This is a genomic window from Ectopseudomonas alcaliphila (genome assembly GCF_900101755.1).
Lineage (GTDB): Bacteria > Pseudomonadota > Gammaproteobacteria > Pseudomonadales > Pseudomonadaceae > Aquipseudomonas > Aquipseudomonas alcaliphila.
The window spans coordinates 555,932-582,207 of record NZ_FNAE01000003.1 but is presented as its reverse complement, the minus strand read 5'-3'; the positions used below and the strand labels follow the sequence as shown (position 1 = coordinate 582,207).

Here is a 26,276-nt window from a genome sequence, read left to right as displayed (position 1 = left end):
TCTGCTCGCGAGCAGAGCTCGCTCCTAGATGTTCGGGCTACGCTTGCTTGCAGCTTATCTGCTCAGGCGCAGCGCGTTGAGCACCACCAGCAGCGAGCTGAGCGACATGCCCACCGCCGCCCAGATCGGGGTGATCCAGCCCAGGGCGGCGAAGGGCAGTACCAGGCCATTGTACAGCGTCGCCCAGGCCAGGTTTTCGATGATGATGCGGCGTGTGCGCTTGGCCAGTTTCAGGCCGTCGACCAGGCTGCTCAGACGATTCGACAGCAACACGGCATCGGCGCTGGTTTTCGCCAGGTCGGACGCCGAACCCATGGCCACGCTGATATCGGCAGCGGCCAGTACTGGTACGTCGTTGACGCCATCGCCGAGCATCAGCACGCGACGCCCTTCGCCGTGCAACTGCTTGAGCACCGTCAGTTTGGCATCCGGGGTCAGTCCACCCCGGGCGTCGTCTATGCCCAACTGGCGGGCGACTTCGCCCACCATCGGCGAGCTGTCGCCGGAAAGCAGGTGAATGTTCCAGCCCCGCGCGCGCGCTGCGGCGATCAGATCTGGCGCGTCTTCGCGCAGGCGATCGTCGAGGACGAACCAGGCCAGTGGCCCCTGCTCATCGCCCAGCAGCAGCCATTGGCCGTGCTCGCTGGCAAACGGTGGCACGGCCTGGCCACTCAGGGTGCAGACGAAGCTGGCCTCGCCAATGCGCAACAGGCGGCCATCGACGCTGCCCTGCAGGCCCTGGCCAGGATGACTATCGACGGATTGCGCAGCGCGAGGTGCCTGACTGAACGCACGGGCAATGGGGTGCTCCGAGCGGTTCTCCAGCGCGGCGGCCAGCGCCAGGCAATCGCCCTCGTCGAGATCTCGCAGCGGGTGGATGGCCTTGAGCGTCAGGCGGCCTTCGGTCAACGTGCCGGTCTTGTCCAGCACCAGGGTGTCGATCTGGTTGAGGCCCTCGAGAACATGGCCGCGCGTCAACAGCATACCCAGCTTGTGCAGGGTGCCGGTGGCGGTGGTCAGCGCCGTCGGGGTGGCCAGCGCCAGGGCGCAGGGGCAGGTGGCCACGAGCAGGGCGAGCACGACCCAGAAGGCGCGACTGGAATCGATTTCCCACCAGGCGAAACCGACCACGGCAGCGGCGATCAGGATGAACAGCAGGAACCACTGCGACACGCGGTCGGCGATTTCCGCCAGGCGCGGCTTCTCGCTCTGCGCGCGATCCAGCAGGCGCACGATGGCCGATAGGCGAGTGGCATCACCGAGGGCCTGCACTTCGACGGTCAGCGGGCCTTCGACATTCAGTGTGCCAGCAGTGACGCTGTCGCCGATGCCGCGTGCCAGCGGCAGGTATTCGCCAGTGAGCAATGACTCATCGACGCTGGATTGGCCGGCAAGGATGCGGCCGTCGGCTGGAATCAGCGAGCCGGGCTGCACCAGCACCTGCTCACCTTCTCGTAATTCGCTGAGCAGGATGCGCTGGCTCTGGCCATCGGCGTCCAGGCGCAGACAGGAGGCCGGCAACAGCTTGACCAGCTGCGAGGTAGCAGCGGCGGTGCGTTCTCGCGCCCGGCGCTCCAGATAGCGGCCGGCGAGCAGGAACAGTGCGAACATGCCCACGGCGTCGAAATACAGTTCGCCCTGGCCGGTGATGGTCGACCAGATGCCGGCGACGTAGGCGCCGCCGATGGCCAGCGAGACGGATACGTCCATGGTCAGGTGACGGGTACGCAGGTCGCGCAGGGCACCGCGGAAGAACTGGCCGCAGCAGTAGAAGACGATGGGCGTGGTGAGGAACAGGCTGGTCCAGCGCAGGATCTTGTCCAGCTCGGGTGACAGGTCGATGTTGAATTCCGGCCAGGTGGCCATGGTCGCCATCATTACCTGCATCCACAGCAGGCCGGCCACGCCCAGCTCGCGCATGCGTCGACGGTTTTCTGCGGCCATGCGCTCGGCGGCCTCGTCGGCGTGCCAGGGGTGCGCGGCGTAACCGATGCGGCGCAGTTCGGCGAGCAGCTTGCTCAGCGCGATCTGGCTGTCCTGCCAGCGCACCTGCAGGCGGTGATTGGACAGGTTCAGGTGCGCTTCTGCCACGCCCGGTACGCCGCGCAGATGCTTTTCGATCAGCCAGCCGCAGGCGGCGCAGCTGATGCCTTCGATCAGCAACTGGGTTTCGCTCAGTTCGCCCTCGTGCTGGACGAAGGGTTGCTGCACATCACTGCGGTCGTACAGCGCCAGTTCGTCAGGCAGGGCGGCGGGCAGTGCCTGCGGGTTGGCGGCGTTCTCGCTGCGGTGGCTGTAGTAATGCTCCAGGCCGCCGGCGACGATGGCTTCGGCCACGGCCTGGCAGCCGGGGCAGCACATTTCGCGGGTCTGGCCGAGCACGTCGGCACGGAACTGGCTGCCGGCGGGCACCGGCAGGCCGCAGTGATAGCAGGGAGTGGGGGTGGGCATTGGCTGGGTCAGTAGGAGGGGTTGTCACCGATCATGATGGTCTGGCCACCGGTGATGTTTTCTTCCTCGAACAGACGCCAGTTCTGGCTGCCTTCCTGGCCGAGCAACTCGACGAAGCGGCGACCGCTGACTTCATCGACCATCTGTCCACGGTACTGGCCGTCAGCCGCCGGCTGCAGGATCACGCGGCGGTCGCGCTCCGGCTGGGTCGGCGAGATCAGGTTGAGGACGATCTGCTGCGGTTTGCTATTGCCCTCAAGCGACAGGGTGGCGACACCGGTGGTGTTGTCCAGCACCAGCTCGCCATGCAGTTGCAGGCGCTCGGCCAGCTTCTCGCGTTCCAGTGACTGGTTGATGCCCTTGCCGACGTCGTAGTAGTCGTCGGAGATCAGCCCTGGCGGATTCTTGGTGGCGATGGTGAGCAGGGTCAGGCCCTGCACCACCGAGTAGCCCAGCAGGAACAGGATGAACCAGGGCCAGAACTGCTTGTACCAGGGTTTGACTGGCGATGGGGTTTGCTCGGACATGTCGTTTCCGTTGTCAGCGGACGCTTGGGCCGATGAAGCGGCTGTCGGCGTCGTTCTTGATACTGGGGTCATCCGCGGATTGTACGTGGAAGACGATGTTGTTGGCGCTCGACGGCAGCTTCTCCGGTGCGATGGACAGCTCGACCGGGAAGGAATACACCTCGCCAGCCAGGGCTCGCACTTCGCGCTTGCCTTCGTAGACCAGGCCGTCGAGACCGTCGGCAGTGATCACGTAGGTCATGTCACGCTGCGCCTTGTTCATGATCTTCAGGGTGTAGACGTTCTCGATATGGCCGCGCTCGTTCTCACGAAACAGTACGCGGTCCTTGAGCACGTCCAGCTCCACCAGCGGGCGATTGGCCACGGCCCAGGCGAACAGGCCGATCATGGCGACCAGCGCGACAGCGTACCCGATCAGGCGCGGGCGCAGCAGGTGGGTCTTGCGGCCAGACAGGTTGTGTTCAGTGGTGTAGCTGATCAGCCCCTTGGGATAGTTCATCTTGTCCATGATGTCGTCGCAGGCGTCGATGCAGGCGGCGCAGCCGATGCACTCGATCTGCAAGCCATCGCGGATGTCGATGCCGGTGGGGCAGACCTGTACGCACATCTTGCAGTCGATGCAGTCGCCGAGACCCTGCGCCTTGTAGTCGGCGTCCTTCTTGCGCGGTCCGCGTGATTCGCCGCGGCGCGGGTCGTAGGAGACGATCAGGGTGTCCTGGTCGAACATCACGCTCTGGAAGCGTGCGTAGGGGCACATGTAGATGCACACCTGTTCGCGCAGGTAGCCGGCGTTGCCATAGGTGGCGAGGGTGAAGAAGCCGATCCAGAAATAGGCCCAGCCGCTGGCTTCACCGGTGAAGATCTCGATGACCAGGTCGCGAATCGGCGTGAAGTAGCCGACGAAGGTAATCGCAGTCAGCAGCGACACACCTATCCAGATGCCGTGCTTGGCCGCCTTGCGTCCCAGTTTCTTGCCGCTTATGGGTTGTTTGTCCAGCTTCATGCGTTGGTTGCGGTCACCCTCGGTGACCTTCTCCGCCCACATGAATACCCAGGTGAAGACACTCTGTGGGCAGGTGTAACCGCACCAGACGCGACCGGCGAACACGGTGATGAAGAACAGACCGAAGGCGCAGATGATCAGCAGCCACGACAGCAGCATGAAGTCCTGCGGCCAGTAGGTGGCACTGAAAATGTGGAACTTGCGTTCGGGGAGGTTCCACCAGACCGCTTGACGGCCGTTCCAGCTCAGCCACACCGTGCCGAAGAACAGCAGGAAGAGGAGGGCGCCGCCAGCGAGTCGCAGATTACGAAACAGGCCAGTGAACGCGCGGGTATAGATCTTCTCACGGCTGGCGTAGAGATCGACGCTGGCGTTCTTGGCAGAAGGAGGGGTGACGTCCTGGACGGGAATCTGTTCGCTCATCAATGCATACCAAAGCGGTTGAGTGGCAGCCCGGGCCGATACGTGCCGGTCAGGGTCAATTCACGGTAGCTATATGGTACGCCTGAAAGACAACGCCCGGGTGCGACCAGCGGTCGCGACCCGGGCGTTCATTGACCCTTGTCAAAAGAGTCGTTATGCGATTACTGCTCTTGTGCCTTGTGCGACAGGCTGTACACGTAGGCAGCCAGCAGGTGCACCTTGTCATTGCCGAGGAATTCTTCCTGGGCCGGCATGTTGCCGTGACGACCGTAGCGGATGCTCTGCTGCAGTTGTGCGTAGCTGCTGCCGTAGATGAACGCAGCCGGGTTGGTCAGGTTCGGCGCGCCCATGACGGCCATGCCCTTGCCGTCTGCGCCATGGCAGGCGAAGCAGGTGCCGGCGAAGACCTTCTGGCCCGCTTCGATATCGGCTTCCACGCCTTCCGGCAGTTCACGACCAGCCAGCTCGGTCAGCACGTAGGCGGCGACGTTGCGTACGCCGTCTTCGCCAATGGCCGGGCCTTGAGCCGGCATAGCACCCTGACGACCCTTGAGAATGGTGGTCTTGATGGTTTCCGGCTCGCCGCCCCAGCGCCATTCGGTGTCGGTCAGGTTGGGGAAACCGTAGCTACCCTTGGCGTCGGAGCCGTGGCAGACCGAGCAGTTGGACGCGAACAGACGGCCACCCATTTTCAGGGCTTGCTCGTCCTTGGCCACTTCTTCGATCGGCATGGCCGCGTACTTGGCGAACAGCGGCCCGTATTGCTCATCGGCACGCGCCATTTCCTTTTCCCACTGGTGCACGCCGGTCCAGCCGGAGTGACGCATGGAGCCGTCGGCGATCTGCACGCCAGCAGCGAAAGGCGTTTCTTTTTCGCTGTCGACGTAGTCGTAGCCCGGCAGCAGGCCCTTGAAGTTACCCAGGCCTGGGTAGAGCGCCAGGTAACCGAGGGCGAAGATGATGGTGGCGACGAACAGCATGAACCACCACTTCGGCAGCGGGTTGTCATACTCCTCGATGCCGTCGAAGCTGTGCCCGACGGTTTCCTCGGTGGTTTCCTGGCGCTGGCCCTTGCGGGTGCCGAAGATCAGCCAGGTCAGGGCGAAGATGGTGCCCAGAGACAGAATGGTTACGTACCAACTCCAGAACGTGGTCATTGGTTATTGCTCCTGGAAGAGTCTTGATCGCGCTTGGACTCGGGCTTGGGATCGTCGGCGAAGGGCAGGTTGGCTGCTTCGTCGAAGCTCGATTTGCGCCTGCTGCTGTAGGCCCAGAGCACCACGCCAATGAAGGCGATGAAGACCACCGCCGTGCCGATACCGCGAATCATCCCGATGTCCATAGCGTCTTACCGTTTGTTCTTGATGGAAGTGCCGAGAACCTGCAGGTACGCGATCAGCGCGTCCATTTCGGTATTGCCTTTCACGGCATCACGAGCACCGGCGATATCTTCGTCGGTGTAGGGAATGCCGAAGCCACGCATGACTTCCATCTTCTTGGCGGTGTCGCGACCGTCGAGCTTGTTCTCCACCAGCCATGGGTAGGCGGGCATCTTCGATTCAGGCACGACGTTGCGCGGGTTGTACAGGTGGGCACGATGCCACTCGTCCGAGTAGCGGCCGCCGACGCGGGCCAAGTCCGGGCCGGTACGCTTGGAACCCCACAGGAAGGGGTGATCCCAGACGCTTTCGCCGGCGACGGAGTAGTGGCCGTAACGCTCGGTTTCGGCGCGGAACGGACGAATCATCTGCGAGTGGCAGCCTACGCAGCCTTCACGGATGTAGATATCGCGACCTTCCAGCTGCATTGCGGTGTAGGGCTTGAGGCCTTCCACCGGCTCGTTGGTGACGTCCTGGAAGAACAACGGGACGATCTGGGTCAGGCCACCGATGCTGACGGCAATCACCATCAGCAACGCCATCAGGCCGATATTCTTCTCGATGATTTCGTGTTTCATCAGTGAGCTACTCCGGCGGGAATCTGCGCAGCCGCTTCGTATTCAGCCGGCTTGGCGGCACGCACGGTGCGGTAGGTGTTGTAGGCCATCAGCAGCATGCCGGCGACGAAGAAGGCGCCGCCGATCATGCGCACGACATAACCTGCATGGCTGGCTTCCAGCGCTTCGACGAAGGAGTAGGTGAGGGTGCCGTCCTCGTTGACCGCACGCCACATCAGACCCTGGGTGATGCCGTTGACCCACATCGAGGCGATGTAGAGCACGGTGCCGATGGTGGCCAGCCAGAAGTGGGTGTTGATCAGGCCGATGCTGTGCATCTGCTCGCGGCCGAAAACCTTGGGAATCAGGTGATACAGCGAGCCGATGGAGATCATCGCGACCCAGCCGAGGGCGCCAGCGTGCACGTGGCCGATGGTCCAGTCGGTGTAGTGGGACAGGGCGTTGACGGTCTTGATCGCCATCATCGGGCCTTCGAAGGTCGACATACCGTAGAACGCCAGGGACACCACCAGGAAGCGCAGGATCGGGTCGGTGCGCAGCTTATGCCAGGCGCCGGACAGGCTCATCATGCCGTTGATCATGCCGCCCCAGCTCGGTGCCAGCAGGATGACCGACATGGCCATGCCCAGGGACTGCGCCCAGTCCGGCAGAGCGGTGTAGTGCAGGTGGTGCGGACCGGCCCAGATGTACAGGGTGATCAGCGCCCAGAAGTGCACGATGGACAGGCGATAGGAGTAGATCGGACGCTCGGCCTGCTTGGGTACGAAGTAGTACATCATGCCCAGGAAGCCGGTGGTCAGGAAGAAGCCCACGGCGTTGTGGCCGTACCACCACTGGATCATCGCGTCGGTCGCGCCGGCGTAGGCCGAGTACGACTTGAACAGGCTCACCGGCATGGCGGCGCTGTTGACGATGTGCAGCATCGCGGTGACCAGAATGAACGCACCGAAGAACCAGTTGCCCACATAAATGTGTTTGGTCTTGCGCTTGACGATGGTGCCGAAGAACACGAGGGCGTATGCGACCCAGACGATGCCCAGGAGGATATCGATCGGCCATTCCAGCTCGGCGTATTCCTTGGAGCTGGTCCAGCCCATCGGCAGGCTGATGACGGCGAGCACGATAACCGCCTGCCAGCCCCAGAAGACGAAGGCGGCCAGGCCGTCGGAGATCAGGCGAACCTGACTGGTACGTTGCACTACATAAAGCGAGGTGGCCATCAGGGCGCAGCCGCCGAAGGCGAAGATCACCGCGTTGGTATGCAGCGGGCGCAGACGGCCGAAGCTGGTCCACGGCAGGTTCAGGTTGAGTTCTGGCCACACAAGTTGTGCGGCGATGAACACACCTAGACTCATCCCAATGACCCCCCAGATCACCGTCATAATGGCGAACTGGCGGACCACCTTATAGTTATAAGCAGTCTGACTGATTGCTGTGCTCATGCTAGGGGTTCCACGGTTAATGGATTTTTATGGGGCAAAAATCGGCGGCAAGTATGGAGAAAGCAGGTAGCCATTGCAACGCAAGGTGCCGACACGAATAGGGTTTCAGGGCCTTTCGCGAGTCGTTAGGAACGATCTCGGAAACAGCTCTGCAGCTTTTTGCGCAACCAGTTTGCGCAGCGCTAAGAAAGGATCGCCTTAGAGTTGTGACAGATGGCGACTGAAAGGCAGCTTAGCCCAGATCAAGGAGAATGCAGGGCTATTGGTCGGCAGGTGCGACACTGAGTCGCACACATATAAGGAGGGACCGGCGACCGCGACAGGGTCGCCGGTAAAGCGGGCGTTACTTGCTCTCGCCTTGGCTCAGCTTGAGCACGTAGGCGGCCAGCAGGTGAGCCTTGTCATTGCCGAGGAAGTCACCCTGAGCCGGCATGTTGCCGCTGCGACCATAGCGGATGGTCTGCTGCAGTTGGGCGAAGCTGCTGCCGTAGATGAAGGCGCTGGGCTGAGTCAGATCCGGCGCGCCCATCACGGCCATGCCGGTGCCGGCCGGGGTGTGGCAAGCGGAGCAGAGGGTGGCGAAGATCTGCTTGCCGGCGGCGACGTCGGCCTGTGCATCTTCCGGCAGTTCACGACCGCCCAGCTCGGTGAGGACGTAGGCAGCGACGTTACGTACGCCATCTTCGCCGATCATCGGGCCTTGCGCCGGCATCACGCCAACGCGGCCATGCATGATGGTGGCCTTGATGGCCTCCGGCTCGCCGCCCCAGCGCCAGCTGTTGTCCGCCAGGTTGGGGAAGCCATAGCTGCCCTTGGCATCGGAGCCGTGGCAGACCGAGCAGTTGGAGGCGAACAGGCGTCCGCCCATCTTCAGCGCGCGCTCGTCCTTGGCTACTTCTTCGATGGGCATGGCGGCGTATTTGGCGAAGATCGGGCCGTACAGCTCATCGGCACGATCCATTTCGCGCTGCCACTGGTTGACCTGGGTCCAGCCATCCTCATAGCCCGGCAGCAGGCCCTTGAAGTTGCCCAGGCCCGGGTAGAGCAGCAGATAGCCAACGGAAAACACCAGGGTGCCGAGGAACAGCATGAACCACCACTTGGGCAGTGGGTTGTCATACTCCTCGATGCCATCGAAGGAGTGCCCCATGGTCTGCTCGGTCGGGTTCTTGTGCACTTCGCTCTTGCGGGTGGCGAAGATCAGCCAGAACAGCGCGACCAGCGAACCCACGGTCAGCAGGGTGATGTACCAACTCCAGAAGGTGGTCATGCTTGGGTCCTCGAAACGGCGGGCTTGGGCTCATCAGCGAAGGGCAGGTTGGCCGCTTCGGCGAAGGCGTCGCGGCGTTTGCCGCTGTAGGCCCAGAGGGTGACGGCGGTGAAGGCGATCAGTACCAGCGCGGAGCCTAGGCCGCGCAGGGTGCCGATATCGATTAACTCGAACATGGCGCTCACCTCTTGTTCTTCACGGCGGTGCCGAGCACCTGCAGGTAGGCGACCAGAGCATCCATCTCGCTCTTGCCCCTGACCGCGTCGCTGGCAGCGGCGATATCTTCTTCGCTGTAGGGCACGCCAAGCATGCGCAGAGCGCTCATCTTCTTGGCGGTGTCCTTGCCATCGAGGCTCTGCTCCACCAGCCAGGGGTAGGCGGGCATGATCGACTCCGGCACGACGTTGCGCGGGTTGTACAGGTGGGCGCGATGCCACTCGTCCGAGTAGCGGCCGCCGACGCGGGCCAGGTCCGGGCCGGTACGCTTGGAGCCCCACAGGAAGGGGTGGTCCCAGACGCTTTCACCGGCGACGGAGTAGTGGCCGTAGCGCTCGGTTTCGGCGCGGAACGGGCGGATCATCTGCGAGTGGCAGCCGACGCAGCCCTCGCGGATGTAGATGTCGCGGCCTTCCAGTTGCAGCGCGGTGTAGGGCTTGAGGCCATCGACCGGCTCGTTGGTGACGTCCTGGAAGAACAGCGGGACAATCTGCGTCAGGCCGCCGATGCTGACCGCCAGGATCATCACCAGAGCCATCAGGCCGATGTTCTTCTCGAGAATCTCGTGTTTCATCAGTGGGCTCCTTCTACCGAGAACTGCGCAGCGGCTTCCATCTCGGTGGATTTCGCGCTACGTACGGTCAGCCAGACGTTCCAGGCCATCAGCAGCATGCCGGCGAAGAAGATCGCGCCGCCGATCACCCGCACCACGAAGCCGACATGGCTGGCTTCCAGCGCTTCGACGAAGGAGTAGGTGAGGGTGCCGTCCTCGTTGACCGCGCGCCACATCAGGCCCTGGGTGATGCCGTTGACCCACATCGAGGCGATGTAGAGCACGGTACCGATGGTGGCCAGCCAGAAGTGGCTGTTGATCAGGCCGATGCTGTGCATCTGCTCGCGACCAAACACCTTCGGGATCAGGTGATACAGCGAGCCGATCGACACCATGGCGACCCAGCCGAGGGCGCCAGCGTGTACGTGGCCGATGGTCCAGTCGGTGTAGTGGGACAGGGCGTTGACGGTCTTGATGGCCATCATCGGGCCTTCGAAGGTGCTCATGCCGTAGAAGGCCAGGGACACCACCAGAAAGCGCAGGATCGGGTCGGTACGCAGTTTGTGCCAGGCGCCGGAGAGGGTCATCATGCCGTTGATCATGCCGCCCCAGCTGGGTGCCAGAAGGATCAGCGACATCACCATGCCGAGCGACTGTGCCCAGTCAGGCAGGGCGGTGTAGTGCAGGTGGTGCGGGCCGGCCCAGATGTACACCGCGATCAGCGCCCAGAAGTGGACGATGGACAGGCGGTAGGAGTAGACCGGGCGACCGGCCTGTTTGGGTACGAAGTAATACATCATCCCCAGGAAGCCGGCGGTGAGGAAGAAGCCCACGGCGTTGTGGCCGTACCACCACTGGATCATCGCATCGGTGGCGCCCGCATACAGCGAGTAGGACTTGGTCAAGGTGACCGGAATTTCCAGGTTGTTGACCACGTGCAGGATGGCCACGGTGAGGATGAACCCACCGAAGAACCAGTTACCCACGTAGATGTGGCTGACCTTGCGCTGCATCACCGTGCCGAAGAAGACGATGGCGTAGGAGACCCAGACGATGGTGATCAGGATGTCGATCGGCCATTCCAGTTCGGCGTATTCCTTGGAGCTGGTCCAGCCCATAGGCAGGCTGATGGCTGCCAGCAGGATCACCAGTTGCCAGCCCCAGAAGGTGAAGGCCGCCAGTTTGGGGGCGAACAACGTGGTCTGGCTGGTGCGTTGCACTGCGTAGTAGCTGGTGGCGAACAGTGCGCATCCGCCGAAGGCGAAGATCACCGCATTGGTGTGTAGCGGGCGCAGACGGCCGAAGCTGGTCCACGGTAGGTTCAAGTTCAGTTCGGGCCAGGCCAGCTGGGCAGCGATGAATACGCCGAGTCCCATGCCGACGATGCCCCAAACCACCGTCATAATGGCGAACTGGCGAACCACCCTGTAGTTGTAGGCGGAACGGGTTGTTGTGTTCATGTCTGGGCTTCCATCCACGGTTATGGCAGAGCGGCCGATAACCGTGGCGGCCGCAGGCATGAGCAAGCCACGGACACCACGGATATCGACGCGAGGCAAGCATGAGCAAAGGGCCATCTGGGTTTATTGACGCCGGTCAATGTGAGCAGGGGCTACCCTGCTTGTGGGACGAACCGCCGCAGGCGGCATTGGGCACCTTGATCCTTGCCCACGGTGCGGGCGCGCCGATGGACAGCCCGTTCATGCAACACATGGCGCAAGGCCTGGCGTCACGTGGCGTGCGCGTGGTGCGCTTCGAGTTCGCTTACATGGCCCAGCGGCGGGCGGATGGACGCAAACGACCACCCAATCCGCAGGCGCAACTGCTGCAGCAATGGCGTGAGGTACATGCTCAGGTGCGCCAACGGGTCGCAGGGCCGCTGGCCATTGGCGGCAAGTCCATGGGCGGGCGCATGGCCAGTCTGTTGGCCGACGAGTTGGGCGCTTCTGCGCTGATCTGTCTGGGCTATCCCTTCTACGCGGCTGGCAAACCGGAAAAGCCACGTGTTGCACATCTGGCCGACTTGCGCACGCCAACGCTGATCGTGCAGGGCGAGCGCGATGCCTTGGGTAATCGCGAGGCCGTTGCCGGCTACGACCTGTCGCCCGCCATCGAGCTGCACTGGTTGCAGGCAGCCGATCATGACCTCAAGCCATTGAAGGCGTCCGGCTTCAGCCATGAGCAGCATCTCGAGACGGCAGCGGGATTGATCGCGGCTTTTCTTGGCGCGAAATGACGAAGCGCTTCGTGCGCATGACCGCTGCTTCTCGCAGCCGGATTTCATCCGGGTTACGCACTTTCATTCAGACACTTTTTCCTCGCGTGGTCGGTGCAAAAGCGGTTGCGCTTGACCGGTTGGTCACGCAATGTGACGGCTAAGTGTCTGGAGGCCGCTGCAGGGCGGGCGCTGCAGGCTTTTTGCCTTCACCGCGCACTGCGCCATGGCCAGCGGCGTTTTGCTGTGCCACGCAATGGGGCGGCGTCTCATGACAGAAACATTGCGCTGCACCATTGCGGTGCTTTTTGTTTGGGTGTTGTTAGTATCTATTTGAAATTAAAGGATTAATTGCGATGGCTCGGGCCTTGCAGAGAGACCTGCAAGTCCGGGTGACAAGGAGTACGGCATGGCCCGCACCTTTTATGACGAGATGTACGACGCGAGCGGCGCTATCCGCCCGCACTACCGCGAATTTGCCCGCTGGTTGGCAGAGACGCCGGACGATCTGCTGGCCCAGCGCCGCCGAGAGGCCGACCTTCTGTTTCACCGCGCCGGTATCACCTTCACCCTCTATGGGGATGACCAGGGCACCGAGCGCCTGATTCCCTTCGACATCATTCCCCGCGCCATCCCCGCCAGCGAATGGCGCATCGTCGAACGCGGCTGTATCCAGCGCGTGCAGGCGCTCAACCTGTTTCTCGCCGACCTCTATCATGACCAGCGCATCATCAAGGCCGGCATCATTCCGGCCGAGCAGGTGCTGGCCAACGAGGGCTACCAGATGGCCATGCAGGGTCTCGACCTGCACCGCGACATCTACGCGCACATCGCCGGGGTCGACCTGGTGCGTGACGGCGACGGCAGCTACTACGTGCTGGAAGACAACCTGCGCACCCCCAGCGGCGTCAGCTACATGCTCGAAGACCGCAAGATGATGATGCGCCTGTTCCCCGAGCTGTTCGCCGCGCAGCGTGTTGCGCCGGTGGACCACTATCCGAACCTGCTGCTCGACGCGCTGAAGAGTTCCAGCCCCCTGGACAACCCCACGGTCGTCGTGCTGACGCCGGGCCGCTTCAACAGCGCCTATTTCGAGCACGCCTTCCTCGCCCGCGAGATGGGCGTGGAGCTGGTGGAAGGCGCCGACCTGTTCGTGCGTGACGACAAGGTCTACATGCGCACCACCGCCGGTGCGCGCCAGGTGGACGTGATCTACCGTCGCCTTGACGACGCCTTCCTCGACCCTTTGGCTTTCAACCCCGACTCGATGCTTGGGGTTGCCGGTCTGCTGTCGGCCTATCGCTCACGCAACGTGGTGCTGGCCAACGCCATCGGCACCGGCGTGGCCGATGACAAGTCGATCTACCCCTATGTCGGCGACATGATCCGCTTCTATCTCGACGAGGAGCCGATCCTCAAGAACGTACCGACCTGGCAGTGTCGCAAGCCGGAGGAGCTGTCCCACGTGCTGGCCAACCTGTCCGAGCTGGTGGTCAAGGAGACCCAGGGCTCTGGCGGCTACGGCATGCTGGTCGGGCCGGCGGCGAGCAAGGCCGAGATCGAGAACTTCCGTGCCCGTCTGATCGCCAGGCCGGAGGCCTACATCGCCCAGCCGACGCTGTGCCTGTCGACCTGCCCGACCTTCGTCGAGCGTGGTATCGCACCGCGCCATATCGATCTGCGTCCGTTCGTTCTGACCGGCCGCGAAACCCGCCTGGTGCCCGGCGGCCTGACTCGCGTGGCACTGCGCGAAGGCTCGCTGGTGGTCAACTCGTCGCAAGGCGGCGGTACCAAGGACACCTGGGTGGTGGAGGACTAATCATGCTCAGTCGTACTGCCTCCGATCTGTACTGGATGTCGCGCTATCTGGAGCGTGCCGAGAACCTGGCGCGCATGCTCGACGTCAGCTATTCGCTGTCACTCATGCCGCAGGACGGCCGTGGCGATGGCCTGGATGAGTTGGCCATGCCGCTGCTGATCACTGGCGCCCTGGACGATTACCTGGAACGTCACGGTCCGCTGCACGGCGAGCGCATGCTGCATTTCTTCGCTCTCGATGCGAGCAACCCCGGCAGCATCTACTGTTGCCTGCAAGCTGCACGCAGCAATGCCCATGCGGTGCGCGGGCGGATCACAGCGGACATGTGGGAGAACATCAACGCCACCTGGCTGGAGATGCGCGGCATCGCCGAGCAGGGGCTGGGACGCTACGGTATCAGCCGCTTCTGCGAGTGGGTCAAGGAGCGTTCGCACCTGTTCCGTGGCGCTACCTTCGGCACCATCATGCGCGGCGAGGCGTATCGCTTCATCCGCCTGGGCACCTTCATCGAGCGCGCCGACAACACCCTGCGCCTGCTTGATGCGCGTTATGAAATGCTCGGCGAGGAGATCGACGAGCTGGAAGAGCGCACTGCGCGCAGCTATTACCAGTGGAGTGCGCTGCTGAGAGCGTTGTCCTCGTTCGAAGCCTTCGCCGAGAGCTACCGTGGCTCGCCACGCACGCGCAAGGTCGCCGAACTGCTGCTGCTACGCCCGGATGTGCCGCGCTCGCTGCGTGCCTGCATGGAAGAACTCAATCTGATGCTCGCCGGTCTACCTGGAGAGAACGGTCGTCCGGCGCAGCGCCTGGCCGCCGAACTGGATGCGCGCTTGCGCTACACCAGCATCGACGAAGTGCTCGATGAAGGCCTGCACGCCTGGCTTACCGACTTCATCCTGCTGGTGCGCCAGCTGGGCAACACCATCCATACGTCCTACCTGGAGGTCGCATGAGACTCTCGATCAGCCATGACACCACCTACCATTACGATGATCAGGTGCGCGCGAGCATCCAGTACCTGCGCCTGACCCCGCACGACAGCGAGCGCCAGCAGGTGCTCAGCTGGCAGCTCGACCTGCCGCGCCCGGTGCATGCCCAGCTCGACCCCTACGGCAACATACTGCACGTGTTGACCTTGGACGAGCCGCACGAGTCCATCGTCATTGGCGCCCGCGGCCAGGTAGACATCGACGAAGCCTGCGAGGCCGAGCACGAGCGCCAGTCGGCGCTGCCGTTCCTGCGCTTCACCCGCCTGACCCAGGCCGACGACGCCATCCGTGAATTCGCTGCGCAGCAGAGCAAGGCACGCACGGATCGCAACGGCCTGATCGATCTGATGCATGCGCTCAATGCTCATATCGCCTATCAGCCCGGTATCACCGAAGTGGACACCAGCGCCGCCGAGGCCTTCGCCGGTCGCCGTGGCGTCTGCCAGGATCACACCCATGCTTTCCTCGCCTGCGCGCGCAGCCTCGGCGTGCCGGCGCGCTATGTGTCGGGCTATCTCTATACCGATGACGCCGAGCACCTGGCCAGCCATGCCTGGGCCGAGGCCTGGGTAGGCGACGCCTGGTACAGCTTCGACGTGACCAACTGCCTGGCGCGCCCGGAGCGGCACCTCAAGCTGGCGGTTGGTCTGGATTACCTCGATGCCTGCCCGGTGCGCGGTATGCGCCGTGGCGGAGGCTGCGAGCAGATGCACGCGCAGGTGCAGGTTGCGCCGTTGTTGCAGGTGCGTCAGCAGTAAGGCGTTATCGTAGCTCCGGCGGGTCTTGTGCCGTGGTTGCCGCCGGCTCACCCAACTGGCGGGCGATCTTGCGGAAGATCGCCGTATAGAGCGCCGAATACCGCAGCTCCTGGACCAGCCCCCAGAACTGGTAGAGGAGAACCGACAGGGCGCCGATGGTGACGGCGTGCAGTTGTCCGCTTAGCGCGCCGTAGGCGATGAAGGCGATGCCCGGCGCGATCCAGGGCAGGTGCCCGAGGATGCGTTCGAACTGGCTGTCGCTGCCGCTGGCGACCGCCAGGATGAGGGCGCGTTCTTCGTCCGTGAATTCAGGTCTTTGCATCTGTGCTCGTGTTCCAGTGGTTGGCGTGTTCGTCGAAGCCGGCGCGGTAGGGGCTGCCGACGCAGAAGCGATGACCGCTGGGCGCCTGCATCACCACCCAGGCGTCCTTGCGGGTTACGACCGTGGCACCGAGGTGTTCCAGGCGCACGACTTCATCGCTGATCGAATCGGTGTCGATGTCCAGATGGGCACGGGCTTCATGCCCCACGCGCTGGATGATCACCTGCACTTCTCCTGGCGGGGTCAGTAGCTGGATGAACGGGCTGTCGCCGTCGATTGTCTCCGGCAGCGGATAGCCGAGCGCCTGGCTCCAGAATCGGGCGTCGGCCAGCAGGTCGCCCGTGTTGCAGTCGATGACGATGTTGCCCAGCCTGCTGCGATGCATGCCGTCCTCCTAGCGGGTGATCTTGCGCTGCGCCATATGCTGCAGATAGCCGATCAGTTGCTCCAGTTCCATGGCGCTGAGGGTCTGTTCGCTGAAACCTGGCATGCGCCCCTGTGGCCAGCGCCGCAGGCTTTGCGGGTCGCGGATGTACTGGTGCAGAAATTCGCCGGTGAAGTACTCGGTCGGGTTGTGGGGAATATTCAGGTCGGGTCCGAACTCGGCGTCACCCGCGCCATTGAGGCGATGGCAGGCCATGCAGTTCTTCTGATAGGCGGCGAAGCCTGCCTGGACTTCGGCACTGGCGTCCGCTGCAGGCAGCAGGGCAGGGAAGCGCTGTTCGACCGCGGCGAGCTGGCGAATCCGGGCGACCTGGAAGGGCCACTGCTCCGGGCCGATCTGGCTGGCGGCCGGATCGGTCCAGACCAGATAGAAGGGGCCGGCGCTGGGCTTGCCCTTGGCCAGCGGTGGCCAGGGGTTTTGCGGGTCCTCGATGGCCAGCCACGCCTTGGCACCCTCGCGGGCCAGCAGGGTGGCGGCCGGCAGCTCGGCGGCGAAACCATCCAGGGCTACGGCTTGCAGATGGTCACCTGCGCTCACACCGTCCAGCAGGACGCTTATGGGCACCGCTCGGTAACGCATGGGCCGCTTGTAACTCACGTCTTCGTCTATCTCGATGTCGCGTGCCTGCGGGTGGCTGAGCAACTCGCCGCTGCTCCAGTTGCGTTGGCCGCCGTTCAGATGTATCTCGAGCTGCGTAGCCTGCGCCGTGCCGCCCAGAACCAACAGTGCAAGTAGCAGTGCCTTCACTCCTCGGTCTCCAGCAGAGGTAGCAGATCGTCATAAGCGCCGGCATTGATGACCTGGCGGTAACCCAGCGCTTCCAGGCTTTGCTTGGCAAGGCCCGAGCGGCGGCCGCTGCGGCAATAGAGCACCACGGGACTGTCCTTGTCCGGCGCGATGCTCGCGATCTGCGCAGCGATCTCCTCATGACCGATGCGAATGGCGCCAGGCAGGGCGCCAGCGGAAAATTCCTCGCTGCTACGTACGTCGATCAGCAGGCTGTCGGCCCGTTGCAGGGTGGCCAGAGCGGCAGCCTGATCGACTTCTTCGGCCTGGGCGCTAAGAAAGGTGAGCAGGCCGCTCAACAAGATGAGAAGACGCATGTCCGGCTCCAGGGCAGGGGGCTTTTGCCTATCTTTGCCCGAAGTCAGCGCGCCGTCCACAAGCAAGCGCCCGCCCTGCACTGAGCGCACCACGGCGTCGGCACAGCAGCGGGGAGGGTGGACGTTCAGCTGACCAGACGGGTCAGGTTGGGAAGGATCAGGATGAGTGCCGTGGCGAAGAGGATTACACCAGCCTGGCGATATTTCGGCTGTTTGAACATGGCCGCATGCCTTTTGTTGTTATGGGAGTGGCGTCGGGCGCCTGCATCACTGTCTGACAGTCGCTGCGTCACACCTGGGCGTTACTCTGATTCACCGTCCCGGCATGACCCGGCGACGGCTCCCTGTACCCGTTTTTTTGCACGGGTGTGGAGGTAACTCTAGGGCTGGCGTCACAGCTTCCTTAGATGGTTTGGTTGCTAACGAAGTACTGTTAGGAAGCTGAGGCTATGTACGAGGTCCTCCGCAACAATGCAGGCCTTGAGGCAGACAGCTTGCTTGCCCTTGCAGGTATCCGGTCGAGCAAACGACCGTTCGTCTGAGCTCAGCGGTCAATGGTGCTGAGCGCTTAGGTCATTGAGCGCTGATGTACCGGCGCTATGGTAGTCAGGCTCAATAAGAACAGGCGCGGCCGGTCCGTAATGTTCCGCCAGCGCCGTATCAGTCTCCGAGGACGCCATGACCGAAGCATATATTTTCGATGCGGTACGCACACCGCGTGGCAAGGGTAAGAAGGACGGCGCGCTGTACAGCGTCAAACCGGTTCAGCTGATTGCTGGCCTACTCAATGCCCTGCAAACGCGCAACGATCTGGATACCAGCCAGGTGGACGACATCGTGCTGGGCTGCGTGACGCCCGTAGGCGATCAGGGCGCCGATATCGCCAAGACCGCCGCCATGGTCGCGGACTGGGACGTCAGTGTGGCGGGCGTGCAACTCAACCGCTTCTGCGCCTCGGGGCTGGAAGCGGTGAACATGGGGGCGATGAAGGTGCGCTCCGGCTTCGAGGATCTGGTGGTGGTCGGTGGCGTGGAGTCCATGTCGCGCGTGCCCATGGGCTCGGACGGCGGCGCCTGGGTGATGGACCCGGAAACCAACATCCACACCAATTTCGTACCGCAGGGTATCGGTGCCGACCTGATCGCCACCCTGGAGGGTTTCAGCCGCGCCGATGTCGATGCCTTCGCCCTGCGCTCGCAGCACAAGGCCGCACGCGCCAGCGCCGATGGCTCGTTCGCCAGGTCGCTGGTGCCGGTGACCGACCAGAACGGCATCGTGCTGCTCGACCATGACGAATTCATTCGTGGCGATTCCACCCTTGATGGCCTGGGCAAGCTCAAGCCGAGCTTCGAGATGATGGGGCAGATGGGCTTCGACGCCACCGCGCTGCGCGTCTACAGCCATGTCGAGCGCATCGAGCACGTGCACACGCCGGGCAACAGCTCCGGCATCGTCGATGGCGCGGCGCTGATGCTGATCGGCTCGGCGGCCAAGGGCAAGGAACTGGGCCTGAAGCCGCGCGCGCGCATCGTCGCCACGGCGGTGACCAGCACCGACCCGACCATCATGCTCACCGGCCCGGCGCCGGCCACGCGTAAGGCACTGGCCAAGGCGGGGCTGTCCATCGACGACATCGATCTGTTCGAGGTCAACGAGGCCTTCGCCTCGGTGGTGATGAAGTTCATGAAGGACATGGGCGTGAGCGAGGACAAGGTCAACGTCAACGGCGGCTCCATCGCCATGGGCCACCCGCTGGGCGCCACCGGTTGCGCCATCCTTGGTACGTTGCTCGATGAGTTGGAAAAACGTCAGCTGCGCTACGGCCTTGCCACCCTCTGCGTGGGCGGCGGCATGGGCATCGCCACCATCATCGAACGAATCTGATCGGTAGGGCGGGTGAAACCCGCCATTCGTGTGCTGGCGGGTTGCACCCGCCCTACGCAGCTCCCACAGCTTTGGGAAGAGAATACAAAAATGACTGACGCCATCCGTTACGAAAAAGGCCAGGACGCTATCGTCGTCCTGACCATGGACATGCCCGGCCAGAGCGCCAACACCATGAACGCGGTGTACCGCGAGGCCATGGGCAAGATCGTCGACCGCCTGGAAGTGGAAAGGGATTCGATTGCCGGGGTGATCGTCACCTCGGCGAAGAAGACCTTTTTCGCCGGCGGTGACCTCAATGAACTGATCAAGGTCACCCAGGCCGAGGCCCAGGGCTTCTACGAGATGATCCTGAGGATCAAGGGCCAGCTGCGCCGTCTGGAAACCCTCGGCAAGCCCGTGGTCGCTGCCATCAACGGCGCAGCGCTGGGCGGCGGCTGGGAAATCGCCCTGGCCTGCCACCACCGCATCGCGCTGAACGAGAGCCACGTGCAGCTCGGCTTGCCGGAGGTGACCCTGGGCCTGCTGCCGGGCGGTGGCGGTGTGGTGCGCATGGTGCGCATCCTCGGCCTGGAAAAGGCGCTGCCATATCTGGCCGAAGGCAAGAAGGTCCGTCCGGAGGCAGCGCTCAAGGCAGGGTTGATCCACGATCTGGCCAGCGGTCGTGATGAGATGCTGGCCAAGGCCCGTGCCTGGATCGCCGCCAACCCTGCCGCCAAACAGCCCTGGGACGTGCAGGGCTACAAGATTCCCGGTGGCACGCCGAGCTCGCCGAGCGTGGCGCAGATGCTGGCCATCGCCCCGAGCGTGCTGCGCGACAAGACCAAGGGCTGCTTCCCGGCGCCGGAGAAGATCATGTGCGCCGCCGTCGAGGGCGCACAGGTCGACTTCGACACCGCGCAGATCATCGAGGCGCGCTACTTCACCGAGCTCACCTGTGGTCAGGTAGCGAAGAACATGATCGGTACCTTCTGGTTCCAGCTCAATGAGATCAACGCTGGCGGCTCGCGCCCACAGGGCTACCCGAAAACCCAGACGAAGAAAGTCGGCGTGCTTGGTGCCGGCATGATGGGCGCCGGTATCGCCTACGTTTCGGCGGCTGCCGGCATCGAAGTGGTGCTCAAGGATGTGTCCCTCGAGGCGGCGGAGAAGGGCAAGGCCTACTCGGCCAAGCTGCTGGACAAGAAGGTCGGCAAGGGCCACATGAGCGCCGAGCAGCGTGAGGCATTCCTGGCGCTGATCAAGGCCACCGACAACGAGGCGGACTTCGACGGCTGCGACCTGATCATCGAAGCGGTGTTCGAGGACCGTGCGCTCAAGGGCAAGGTCACCGCTGCCGCCGAGGCCGCAGCACTGAGCGATGCGGTGATTGCCTCCAACACCTCGACGCTGCCGATCACCGGTCTGGCTGGCGCCGTTCAGCGCCCCGAGACATTCATCGGCCTGCACTTCTTCAGCCCGGTGGACAAGATGCCGCTGGTAGAGATCATCCGCGGCGAGCAGACCAGCGACGAGACCCTGGCGCGCGGCTTCGACTACGTCATGCTGATCAAGAAGACGCCTATCGTGGTCAACGACAGCCGCGGCTTCTTCACCTCGCGCGTGTTCGGCACCTTCACCAACGAAGGTCTGGCCATGCTCGGCGAAGGCGTCAGCGCGGCGATGATCGAGAACGAGGCGCGCAAGGCCGGCATGCCGGTCGGCCCGCTGGCGATCAGCGACGAAGTGTCGATGAGCCTGATGAATCACATCCGCCTGCAGACCATCCAGGATCTGGCAGTTGAAGGCAAATCCATTCCCGAGCACCCGGCCTTTGCGGTGATCGATCTGATGCTTAACGAGTACAAGCGCCCAGGCAAGGCGGCCGGTGGCGGTTTCTACGATTACCCGGCAGGCGGCAAGAAGCACCTGTGGCCCGAGCTCAAGGCGCGCTTCGAGAAGGCCGATGCGCAGATTCCGCAGGAGGACGTGCGTGATCGCATTCTGTTCATCCAGGCCATCGAGACGGTGCGCTGCGTGGAAGAGGGTGTGTTGAAGTCGGTGGCCGACGCCAATATCGGCTCGATCTTCGGCATAGGCTTCGCCGCCTGGACCGGTGGTGCGCTGCAGTTCATCAACCAGTACGGGGTGAGGGACTTCGTCGCCCGTGCACAATATCTGGCCGAGCAGTACGGCGAGCGCTTCCTGCCACCGGCGCTGTTGCTGGAGAAGGCCGCCAAGGGTGAAGTCTTCAGATAAAAAAGTCAGGCGGGCTGCTCAGGATGCGCCATGCGCACCGAGAGCGCCGCTGGCAACTCTGCCAGGCAAGCAGAAACGGCCCGCAAGGGCCGTTTCCATTTTGATCAGTCTTCCAACTGGTCGCGAAGCACCTGACCACTCTTGCCGTCGATGCGAAACTCGTAGAGGCGGCCATCCTGTTTCAGGCCTTCGCCTTCCCAGTAGCCATCATTGTCGGCTTCGATCTTGTGCAGTTCGGTATAACCGGCTGCACGGGCCTTGCTCAGGGCATCCTCGATGCTGATCCAGTCGCTGCCGGGGCGATCCGCCAGGGCGTTTCCGGTCAGCAGCAGGCTGCCTGCGAGCAGGGCGATCAGGTTGCATGTACGCATGGGCCAGTTCCTCGTTCCATTGAAGATGCCTGGCGGAGTCTAGACCATGGCGTTTTCACGCCGCATGACACCAGCCCTGGCGGATGCACACGGCTTCGTGAATTGCCAGAATCTCGCTGTGAAGAGTCGGCATGCGCAGGGTCAGCATGCTGCCATCATCGAGCTGCAGGGCGGCCTCGGTCTCGAACTGCAGGCCGCCGTCTTTCAGGTGGACATAGGTGACGCCGTAGGCGTCATGGCTGAGTTGGCTGTGCATGGCTGCTCTCCTGCGCTTGTGTCAGCTCGGACGAACGTCGCGGGCTGCGGGGGCAGTCTGCTCGGGACGAACCGGTGCGGCGGTATGGAAGGCGGAGGCGGCAGCGAAGCTGGCGAGTGCGGCGTAAATGCTCATGATCGATTTCCTTCTGTGCAATGAGGGCGGCTGCCCGATGTGGAGATAGTCTCCCCGGGCGCGCAATCACAGAAGTGAATGGTGTGCATGATAACTATCGAGACGGCTGATAAGGCTTGGGTTCGGCACTCATGCCCTGGCTTGTCAATTTTAATTGACGACTGTGCATGGCGTTGCACAGTGCAAGCCAGGGGCAAAAGTATTTGAAAATCAGGCCCGGCTATTTCTTTGTGCAGATTCATGTGTTAAGTAAAACGCACAAATCCCCCGTCCTCCGTGTTGACCACAGGAAACCTCATGTCACTGCGTATCTGCATCCTGGAAACTGACATCCTCCGCCCCGAACTGGTCGACCAGTACCAGGGGTATGGCCGCATGTTCGAGCAACTGTTCGCTCAACAGCCGGTCAAGGCGGAGTTCAGTGTCTACAACGTGGTGGAGGGGCATTACCCGCCCGATAGCGAAAAGTTCGATGCCTATCTGGTGACCGGCAGCAAGGCCGATTCCTTCGGTAGCGATCCCTGGATTCAGACGCTAAAGGAGTACCTGCTCGAACGCTACAAGCGTGGCGACAAGCTGCTGGGCATCTGTTTTGGCCATCAACTGCTGGCGCTTTTGCTCGGCGGCAAGGCCGAGCGTGCCGAGCAAGGCTGGGGCGTCGGGGTGCACAGTTACCGTCTGGCAGGCAAGCCCGAGTGGATGAGCCCGGCGCTGGACGAGTTGCAATTGCTGATCAGCCACCAGGATCAGGTCACCCGGTTGCCGGAGAAGGCCACGCTGCTGGCTTCCAGCGATTTCTGCCCGATCGGCGCCTACCATATCGAGGATCAGGTGCTGTGCTTCCAGGGGCATCCGGAGTTCGTCCACGATTACTCGCGCGCATTGCTCGATCTGCGCCAGCAGCATCTCGGTGAGCAGATCTATCAGCAGGGCATGGACAGCCTCAAGCATTCGCAGCAGGGCAGCGCTGTGGCTGAGTGGATGATGCGCTTTGTCGCTCAAGGCAAGGAAAGCAAAGCCTGAGCCTGATTCAACCCATGAAAAAGCCCGGTTTTCCGGGCTTTTTCATGTTTGCAGAGTGGGTGCGAAGTAGGGCGAGAGCCTTTCGCTCTTATTCGGTGGCGGGCTGCTCCGGCTTCGCTTGAGGTTTTCGGTCAGATCCAGGTGATGAGCCAGTTTGTGGCAGGATTCGATATTGCGCGCCACGGCACCGGCCGAGCCTTTGCCAATACCGCCGAGTGCGAGCAGTGTGGTCAGCAGGGACAGACTGGCGAGCATCAGCAGGCGAGTGCGTTGGGTTCTGATCATGGCCGTTCACTCATCCCTGCGAGAGCGCGCCGAGCAGAGCGGGCAAATGAGTGATCAGGCTTTGCAGCGGGCCTGGTTGTTCAACGGTTGAAGTGCTTGGCTGCAAGGTGGCGTAACTCACGACCAGCACCGTCGAGGTGCTGATCAGGTACAGGCCGATGGCAGCGAGGGCGCCGTTGCGGGCAGCTTGAGAGAGGCGGGTCATGTTCTGTGCTCCAGGTCAGGAGTGGGTGTGGGCACAGAATCGTCGAAGTCATTTCGATTGAATAATGGATGCTCTGCAGAGTAACTATCGATGGATTTGATAGCAGGCGCGGGTTGCCCGCTTGCTCCGGCATCCCGCGTTACACCTCACGCAGACGCCAGTTCCTTGTCCATGCTGCTGATGCATTCGCTCATGGCCTGTTGGCAACGCTCCATCAGCGCGGGCATGTCGTCCAGGCTCAGGCCGGCAGTGGGGATTGCCGGCAGCGAGCGAATCAGGATGCGGCCGCTGTTCCAGCGATTCAGGCGCATGGCTTTGCTGTAGTTGCTCACGCACACCGGGATGATCGGTACGCCGGCCGTGATCGCCATCTGAAACGCGCCTTTCTTGAACGGCAGCAGGCCTCGGCCAAGGTTGCGCGTACCTTCCGGGAAGACCCAGATCGATGTGTCGCGATTGCGCAGGGTTTCGGTGGTGGTCAGCATCGCGCGCTTGGCGGCCACGGCATTGCTGCGGTCGATCAGCACGTTGCCGGCCAGCCAGTAGAGCTGACCGAAGAAGGGTACCCACCTGAGGCTCTTCTTGCCGATGCTCACGGTGCGCTCCGGTACCACGCGGCCAAGCACGTAGAGATCGAAGTTGGACTGGTGGTTGGCGATGATCACGCAGGAGCGCTGGTGTTCCAGCAGCGGGCGTACGTCGGTCTTCAGCTTCAGGCGCAGCAGGCACAGGGCGGGCAATGAATAGAGACGTGCGCAGAGGCGGCTGTTGTCCGGGTTGAACGGGCGGCACAGGCCGAGCAGCAAACCGAGCAGACCGGCCAGGATGAAATGCACGCCCATGAGCAGCATGCGCAAAACGAAGAGCATTGGGGGAGAACCGTCAGGGAAGGGGCGCGCAGTGTACGGGCGTTCACTCTGCCGGGCAATTGCCCGAAACTACCACTGGGCGTGCGTAACGTCCTGAATTGTCGCAGAAATTGTCGGCTTCCATGGCCATACGGAAAGGGCGCCTCACGGCGCCCTCCATTGCTACTCGGTCTCGGTTCTGGCCGGCTTGCCCGGCAGTAGGCCGTCTGCGCGGAACATTGCCTTGATACCGCGCAGCGCCTGACGGCTGCGGTCCTGGTTCTCGATCAGCGCGAAGCGCACGTGATCGTCGCCGTAGTCGCCAAAACCCAGACCGGGCGAGACGCAGACCTTGGCTTCTGCCAGCAGCTTCTTGGCGAACTCCAGCGAGCCCAGGTGGGCGTAGGCGTCGGGAATCTTGGCCCAGATGTACATCGAGGCCTTGGGTTTTTCCACCATCCAGCCGATCTCGTGCAGGCCCTTGACCAGCAGGTTGCGGCGCTGACGGTACTGTTCGGCGATGTCGCGCACGCACTGTTGATCACCTTCCAGCGCGGCGATGGCCGCTACCTGCAGTGGTGTGAAGGTGCCGTAGTCGTGGTAGCTCTTGATCCGCGCCAGGGCGCTGACCAGCTCCGGGTTGCCGACCATGAAGCCGATGCGCCAGCCGGCCATGTTGTAGCTCTTGGACAGGGTGAAGAACTCCACCGCGATGTCCTTGGCGCCGGGGACTTGCATGATCGAAGGGGCTTTCCAGCCGTCATAGACGATGTCGGCGTAGGCCAGGTCATGAATCACCAGTACGTCATATTGCTTGGCCAGGGTCACCACGCGCTCGAAGAAGTCCAGCTCCACGCACTGTGCGGTGGGGTTGGAGGGGAAGCCGAGAATCATCATCTTCGGCTTGGGAATCGACTCGCGAATGGCGCGCTCCAGCTCGGCGAAGAAGTCCACGCCTGGCACCAGCGGCACGGAACGCACCTGGGCGCCGGCGATCACCGCGCCGTAGATATGGATCGGGTAGCTGGGGTTGGGCACCAGTACGGTGTCGCCATGATCCAGGGTGGCCAGCATCAGGTGCGCGAGGCCTTCCTTGGAGCCGATGGTGACGATGGCCTCGCTTTCCGGATCGATCTCCACGTCGTAGCGGTCCTTGTACCAGCGCGAGATGGCGCGGCGCAGGCGGGGAATACCGCGGGAGGTGGAGTATCCGTGGGTGTCTTCACGCTGGGCGACCTGCACGAGCTTCTCGACGATGTGCGGCGGAGTCGCACCGTCGGGGTTACCCATGGAGAAGTCGATGATGTCCTCGCCGCGACGGCGTGCAGCCATCTTGAGTTCGGCGGTGATGTTGAAGACGTAGGGGGGGAGACGATCGATGCGCGCAAAACGGCGCTTGGCGTTCTCAGCCATGATTTCCTCGGGATACGTGAGCGCCCGGAACCGTCCGAGCGACGTTGGCCACATCTGGCGGCCTGGCGAGAAGATAAGCGCAGCGGGGGATTCTGTCGAGCATTGGCTGAGCCCCCGCAGGGGCT

Annotated in this window: 29 protein-coding genes; 7 read left to right on the top strand and 22 right to left on the bottom strand. The window is 62.9% G+C overall.

The genetic code is table 11. The annotated features are described in order from the left end of the window. Positions 1–54 precede the first annotated feature (54 nt). The 11 genes from BLR77_RS14370 to ccoN (BLR77_RS14320) form a co-directional block, all read right to left on the bottom strand. On the bottom strand, positions 55–2,451 hold the full coding sequence (locus BLR77_RS14370; RefSeq protein WP_074678865.1) for a heavy metal translocating P-type ATPase: 2,397 nt from the start codon (positions 2,449–2,451) through the stop codon (positions 55–57). An 8-nt stretch (positions 2,452–2,459) separates the two neighbouring features. Beyond that, the gene (locus BLR77_RS14365) at positions 2,460–2,978 is read right to left on the bottom strand and encodes a FixH family protein (RefSeq protein ID WP_074678863.1); all 519 of its coding nucleotides are present in this window, start codon (positions 2,976–2,978) and stop codon (positions 2,460–2,462) included. A 13-nt stretch (positions 2,979–2,991) separates the two neighbouring features. Then, positions 2,992–4,404, bottom strand: coding sequence for a cytochrome c oxidase accessory protein CcoG (ccoG, locus tag BLR77_RS14360; RefSeq protein ID WP_074678861.1), 1,413 nt, complete (start codon positions 4,402–4,404; stop codon positions 2,992–2,994). Positions 4,405–4,565: 161 nt separating this feature from the next. Next, positions 4,566–5,561, bottom strand: coding sequence for a cytochrome-c oxidase, cbb3-type subunit III (gene ccoP, locus BLR77_RS14355; RefSeq protein WP_074678859.1), 996 nt, complete (start codon positions 5,559–5,561; stop codon positions 4,566–4,568). Next, the gene (locus BLR77_RS14350) at positions 5,558–5,746 is read right to left on the bottom strand and encodes a cbb3-type cytochrome oxidase subunit 3 (protein ID WP_074678857.1); all 189 of its coding nucleotides are present in this window, start codon (positions 5,744–5,746) and stop codon (positions 5,558–5,560) included. Before BLR77_RS14350 ends, ccoP (BLR77_RS14355) begins: the two co-directional genes overlap by 4 nt. Before the next feature lie 6 nt (positions 5,747–5,752). Continuing rightward, the gene (gene ccoO, locus BLR77_RS14345) at positions 5,753–6,361 is read right to left on the bottom strand and encodes a cytochrome-c oxidase, cbb3-type subunit II (protein ID WP_017677204.1); all 609 of its coding nucleotides are present in this window, start codon (positions 6,359–6,361) and stop codon (positions 5,753–5,755) included. Next, positions 6,361–7,803, bottom strand: coding sequence for a cytochrome-c oxidase, cbb3-type subunit I (gene ccoN / locus BLR77_RS14340; RefSeq protein ID WP_074678855.1), 1,443 nt, complete (start codon positions 7,801–7,803; stop codon positions 6,361–6,363). Before ccoN (BLR77_RS14340) ends, ccoO (BLR77_RS14345) begins: the two co-directional genes overlap by 1 nt. Positions 7,804–8,146: 343 nt before the next feature. Then, a complete protein-coding gene (gene ccoP / locus BLR77_RS14335) occupies positions 8,147–9,073 on the bottom strand; it encodes a cytochrome-c oxidase, cbb3-type subunit III (protein ID WP_074678853.1) in 927 nt (308 codons plus the stop codon). Next, positions 9,070–9,249, bottom strand: coding sequence for a cbb3-type cytochrome oxidase subunit 3 (locus BLR77_RS14330; RefSeq protein WP_083366073.1), 180 nt, complete (start codon positions 9,247–9,249; stop codon positions 9,070–9,072). Before BLR77_RS14330 ends, ccoP (BLR77_RS14335) begins: the two co-directional genes overlap by 4 nt. Positions 9,250–9,254: 5 nt before the next feature. Next, positions 9,255–9,863: a cytochrome-c oxidase, cbb3-type subunit II gene (ccoO, locus tag BLR77_RS14325; RefSeq protein ID WP_074678851.1), complete on the bottom strand. Its 609-nt coding sequence runs from the start codon at positions 9,861–9,863 to the stop codon at positions 9,255–9,257. Continuing rightward, complete coding sequence (gene ccoN, locus BLR77_RS14320; protein WP_074678849.1) at positions 9,863–11,302, bottom strand: cytochrome-c oxidase, cbb3-type subunit I; 1,440 nt, start codon at positions 11,300–11,302, stop codon at positions 9,863–9,865. The genes ccoO (BLR77_RS14325) and ccoN (BLR77_RS14320) overlap by 1 nt, the downstream gene beginning before the upstream one ends. A gap of 101 nt (positions 11,303–11,403) precedes the next feature. On the opposite strand from ccoN (BLR77_RS14320), the gene BLR77_RS14315 reads away from it, so the two are divergent. The 4 genes from BLR77_RS14315 to BLR77_RS14300 all read left to right on the top strand — a co-directional run bounded on the left by BLR77_RS14315 (position 11,404) and on the right by BLR77_RS14300 (position 15,623). Then, complete coding sequence (locus BLR77_RS14315; RefSeq protein WP_238380573.1) at positions 11,404–12,078, top strand: alpha/beta family hydrolase; 675 nt, start codon at positions 11,404–11,406, stop codon at positions 12,076–12,078. A gap of 388 nt (positions 12,079–12,466) precedes the next feature. After that, positions 12,467–13,876: a circularly permuted type 2 ATP-grasp protein gene (locus BLR77_RS14310; RefSeq protein ID WP_074678845.1), complete on the top strand. Its 1,410-nt coding sequence runs from the start codon at positions 12,467–12,469 to the stop codon at positions 13,874–13,876. Between the two features lie 2 nt (positions 13,877–13,878). Further along, positions 13,879–14,829, top strand: coding sequence for an alpha-E domain-containing protein (locus tag BLR77_RS14305; protein WP_074678843.1), 951 nt, complete (start codon positions 13,879–13,881; stop codon positions 14,827–14,829). Beyond that, positions 14,826–15,623 (top strand): transglutaminase family protein, encoded by a 798-nt coding sequence (locus tag BLR77_RS14300; protein ID WP_074678841.1) that lies wholly within the window; start codon positions 14,826–14,828, stop codon positions 15,621–15,623. The genes BLR77_RS14305 and BLR77_RS14300 overlap by 4 nt, the downstream gene beginning before the upstream one ends. Positions 15,624–15,627: 4 nt before the next feature. Here the strand turns inward: BLR77_RS14300 and BLR77_RS14295 are convergent, their stop codons facing one another. From BLR77_RS14295 to BLR77_RS14280, 4 genes are read right to left on the bottom strand one after another with little or no spacing between them, the layout of a single operon-like run. Next, positions 15,628–15,945 carry a hypothetical protein gene (locus tag BLR77_RS14295; RefSeq protein ID WP_074678839.1) on the bottom strand — a complete coding sequence of 106 codons (318 nt, stop codon included), beginning with the start codon at positions 15,943–15,945 and terminating at the stop codon, positions 15,628–15,630. Further along, complete coding sequence (locus BLR77_RS14290; protein WP_074678837.1) at positions 15,932–16,330, bottom strand: VOC family protein; 399 nt, start codon at positions 16,328–16,330, stop codon at positions 15,932–15,934. Before BLR77_RS14290 ends, BLR77_RS14295 begins: the two co-directional genes overlap by 14 nt. A gap of 9 nt (positions 16,331–16,339) precedes the next feature. After that, entirely contained in the window at positions 16,340–17,137 is a 798-nt protein-coding gene (locus BLR77_RS14285) for a c-type cytochrome (RefSeq protein ID WP_074678835.1), read from the bottom strand. After that, positions 17,134–17,493, bottom strand: coding sequence for a rhodanese-like domain-containing protein (locus BLR77_RS14280; RefSeq protein WP_074678833.1), 360 nt, complete (start codon positions 17,491–17,493; stop codon positions 17,134–17,136). Before BLR77_RS14280 ends, BLR77_RS14285 begins: the two co-directional genes overlap by 4 nt. 678 nt (positions 17,494–18,171) lie before the next feature. On the opposite strand from BLR77_RS14280, the gene BLR77_RS14275 reads away from it, so the two are divergent. Both BLR77_RS14275 and BLR77_RS14270 read left to right on the top strand, forming a co-directional pair. After that, positions 18,172–19,377: an acetyl-CoA C-acetyltransferase gene (locus BLR77_RS14275; protein WP_074678831.1), complete on the top strand. Its 1,206-nt coding sequence runs from the start codon at positions 18,172–18,174 to the stop codon at positions 19,375–19,377. A gap of 90 nt (positions 19,378–19,467) precedes the next feature. Continuing rightward, a complete protein-coding gene (locus BLR77_RS14270) occupies positions 19,468–21,615 on the top strand; it encodes a 3-hydroxyacyl-CoA dehydrogenase NAD-binding domain-containing protein (RefSeq protein WP_074678829.1) in 2,148 nt (715 codons plus the stop codon). Between the two features lie 104 nt (positions 21,616–21,719). Here the strand turns inward: BLR77_RS14270 and BLR77_RS14265 are convergent, their stop codons facing one another. Genes BLR77_RS14265 through BLR77_RS25900 form a run of 3 tightly spaced genes read right to left on the bottom strand, consistent with a single transcriptional unit; the run spans position 21,720 to position 22,377 of the window. Continuing rightward, the gene (locus BLR77_RS14265; RefSeq protein ID WP_074678827.1) at positions 21,720–21,986 is read right to left on the bottom strand and encodes a PepSY domain-containing protein; all 267 of its coding nucleotides are present in this window, start codon (positions 21,984–21,986) and stop codon (positions 21,720–21,722) included. A 55-nt stretch (positions 21,987–22,041) separates the two neighbouring features. After that, a complete protein-coding gene (gene ptrC, locus BLR77_RS14260; RefSeq protein WP_074678825.1) occupies positions 22,042–22,242 on the bottom strand; it encodes a type III secretion system co-regulatory protein PtrC in 201 nt (66 codons plus the stop codon). 21 nt (positions 22,243–22,263) lie between these two features. After that, the gene (locus BLR77_RS25900) at positions 22,264–22,377 is read right to left on the bottom strand and encodes a PA2485 family small membrane protein (protein ID WP_280522797.1); all 114 of its coding nucleotides are present in this window, start codon (positions 22,375–22,377) and stop codon (positions 22,264–22,266) included. A gap of 297 nt (positions 22,378–22,674) precedes the next feature. On the opposite strand from BLR77_RS25900, the gene BLR77_RS14255 reads away from it, so the two are divergent. After that, the gene (locus BLR77_RS14255) at positions 22,675–23,400 is read left to right on the top strand and encodes an amidotransferase (protein WP_074678823.1); all 726 of its coding nucleotides are present in this window, start codon (positions 22,675–22,677) and stop codon (positions 23,398–23,400) included. A 42-nt stretch (positions 23,401–23,442) separates the two neighbouring features. On the opposite strand, the gene BLR77_RS14250 is transcribed toward BLR77_RS14255, so the two are convergent. From BLR77_RS14250 to alaC, 4 genes are all read right to left on the bottom strand, one after another. Beyond that, a complete protein-coding gene (locus BLR77_RS14250) occupies positions 23,443–23,685 on the bottom strand; it encodes a hypothetical protein (RefSeq protein WP_074678821.1) in 243 nt (80 codons plus the stop codon). Positions 23,686–23,695: 10 nt separating this feature from the next. Further along, positions 23,696–23,890, bottom strand: coding sequence for a hypothetical protein (locus tag BLR77_RS14245; RefSeq protein ID WP_074678819.1), 195 nt, complete (start codon positions 23,888–23,890; stop codon positions 23,696–23,698). 146 nt (positions 23,891–24,036) lie between these two features. Continuing rightward, entirely contained in the window at positions 24,037–24,759 is a 723-nt protein-coding gene (locus BLR77_RS14240) for a 1-acylglycerol-3-phosphate O-acyltransferase (RefSeq protein ID WP_072424172.1), read from the bottom strand. Positions 24,760–24,921: 162 nt separating this feature from the next. Continuing rightward, positions 24,922–26,151, bottom strand: a complete 1,230-nt coding sequence (alaC, locus tag BLR77_RS14235) for an alanine transaminase (protein ID WP_074678817.1) — start codon at positions 26,149–26,151, stop codon at positions 24,922–24,924. Positions 26,152–26,276 lie beyond the last annotated feature (125 nt).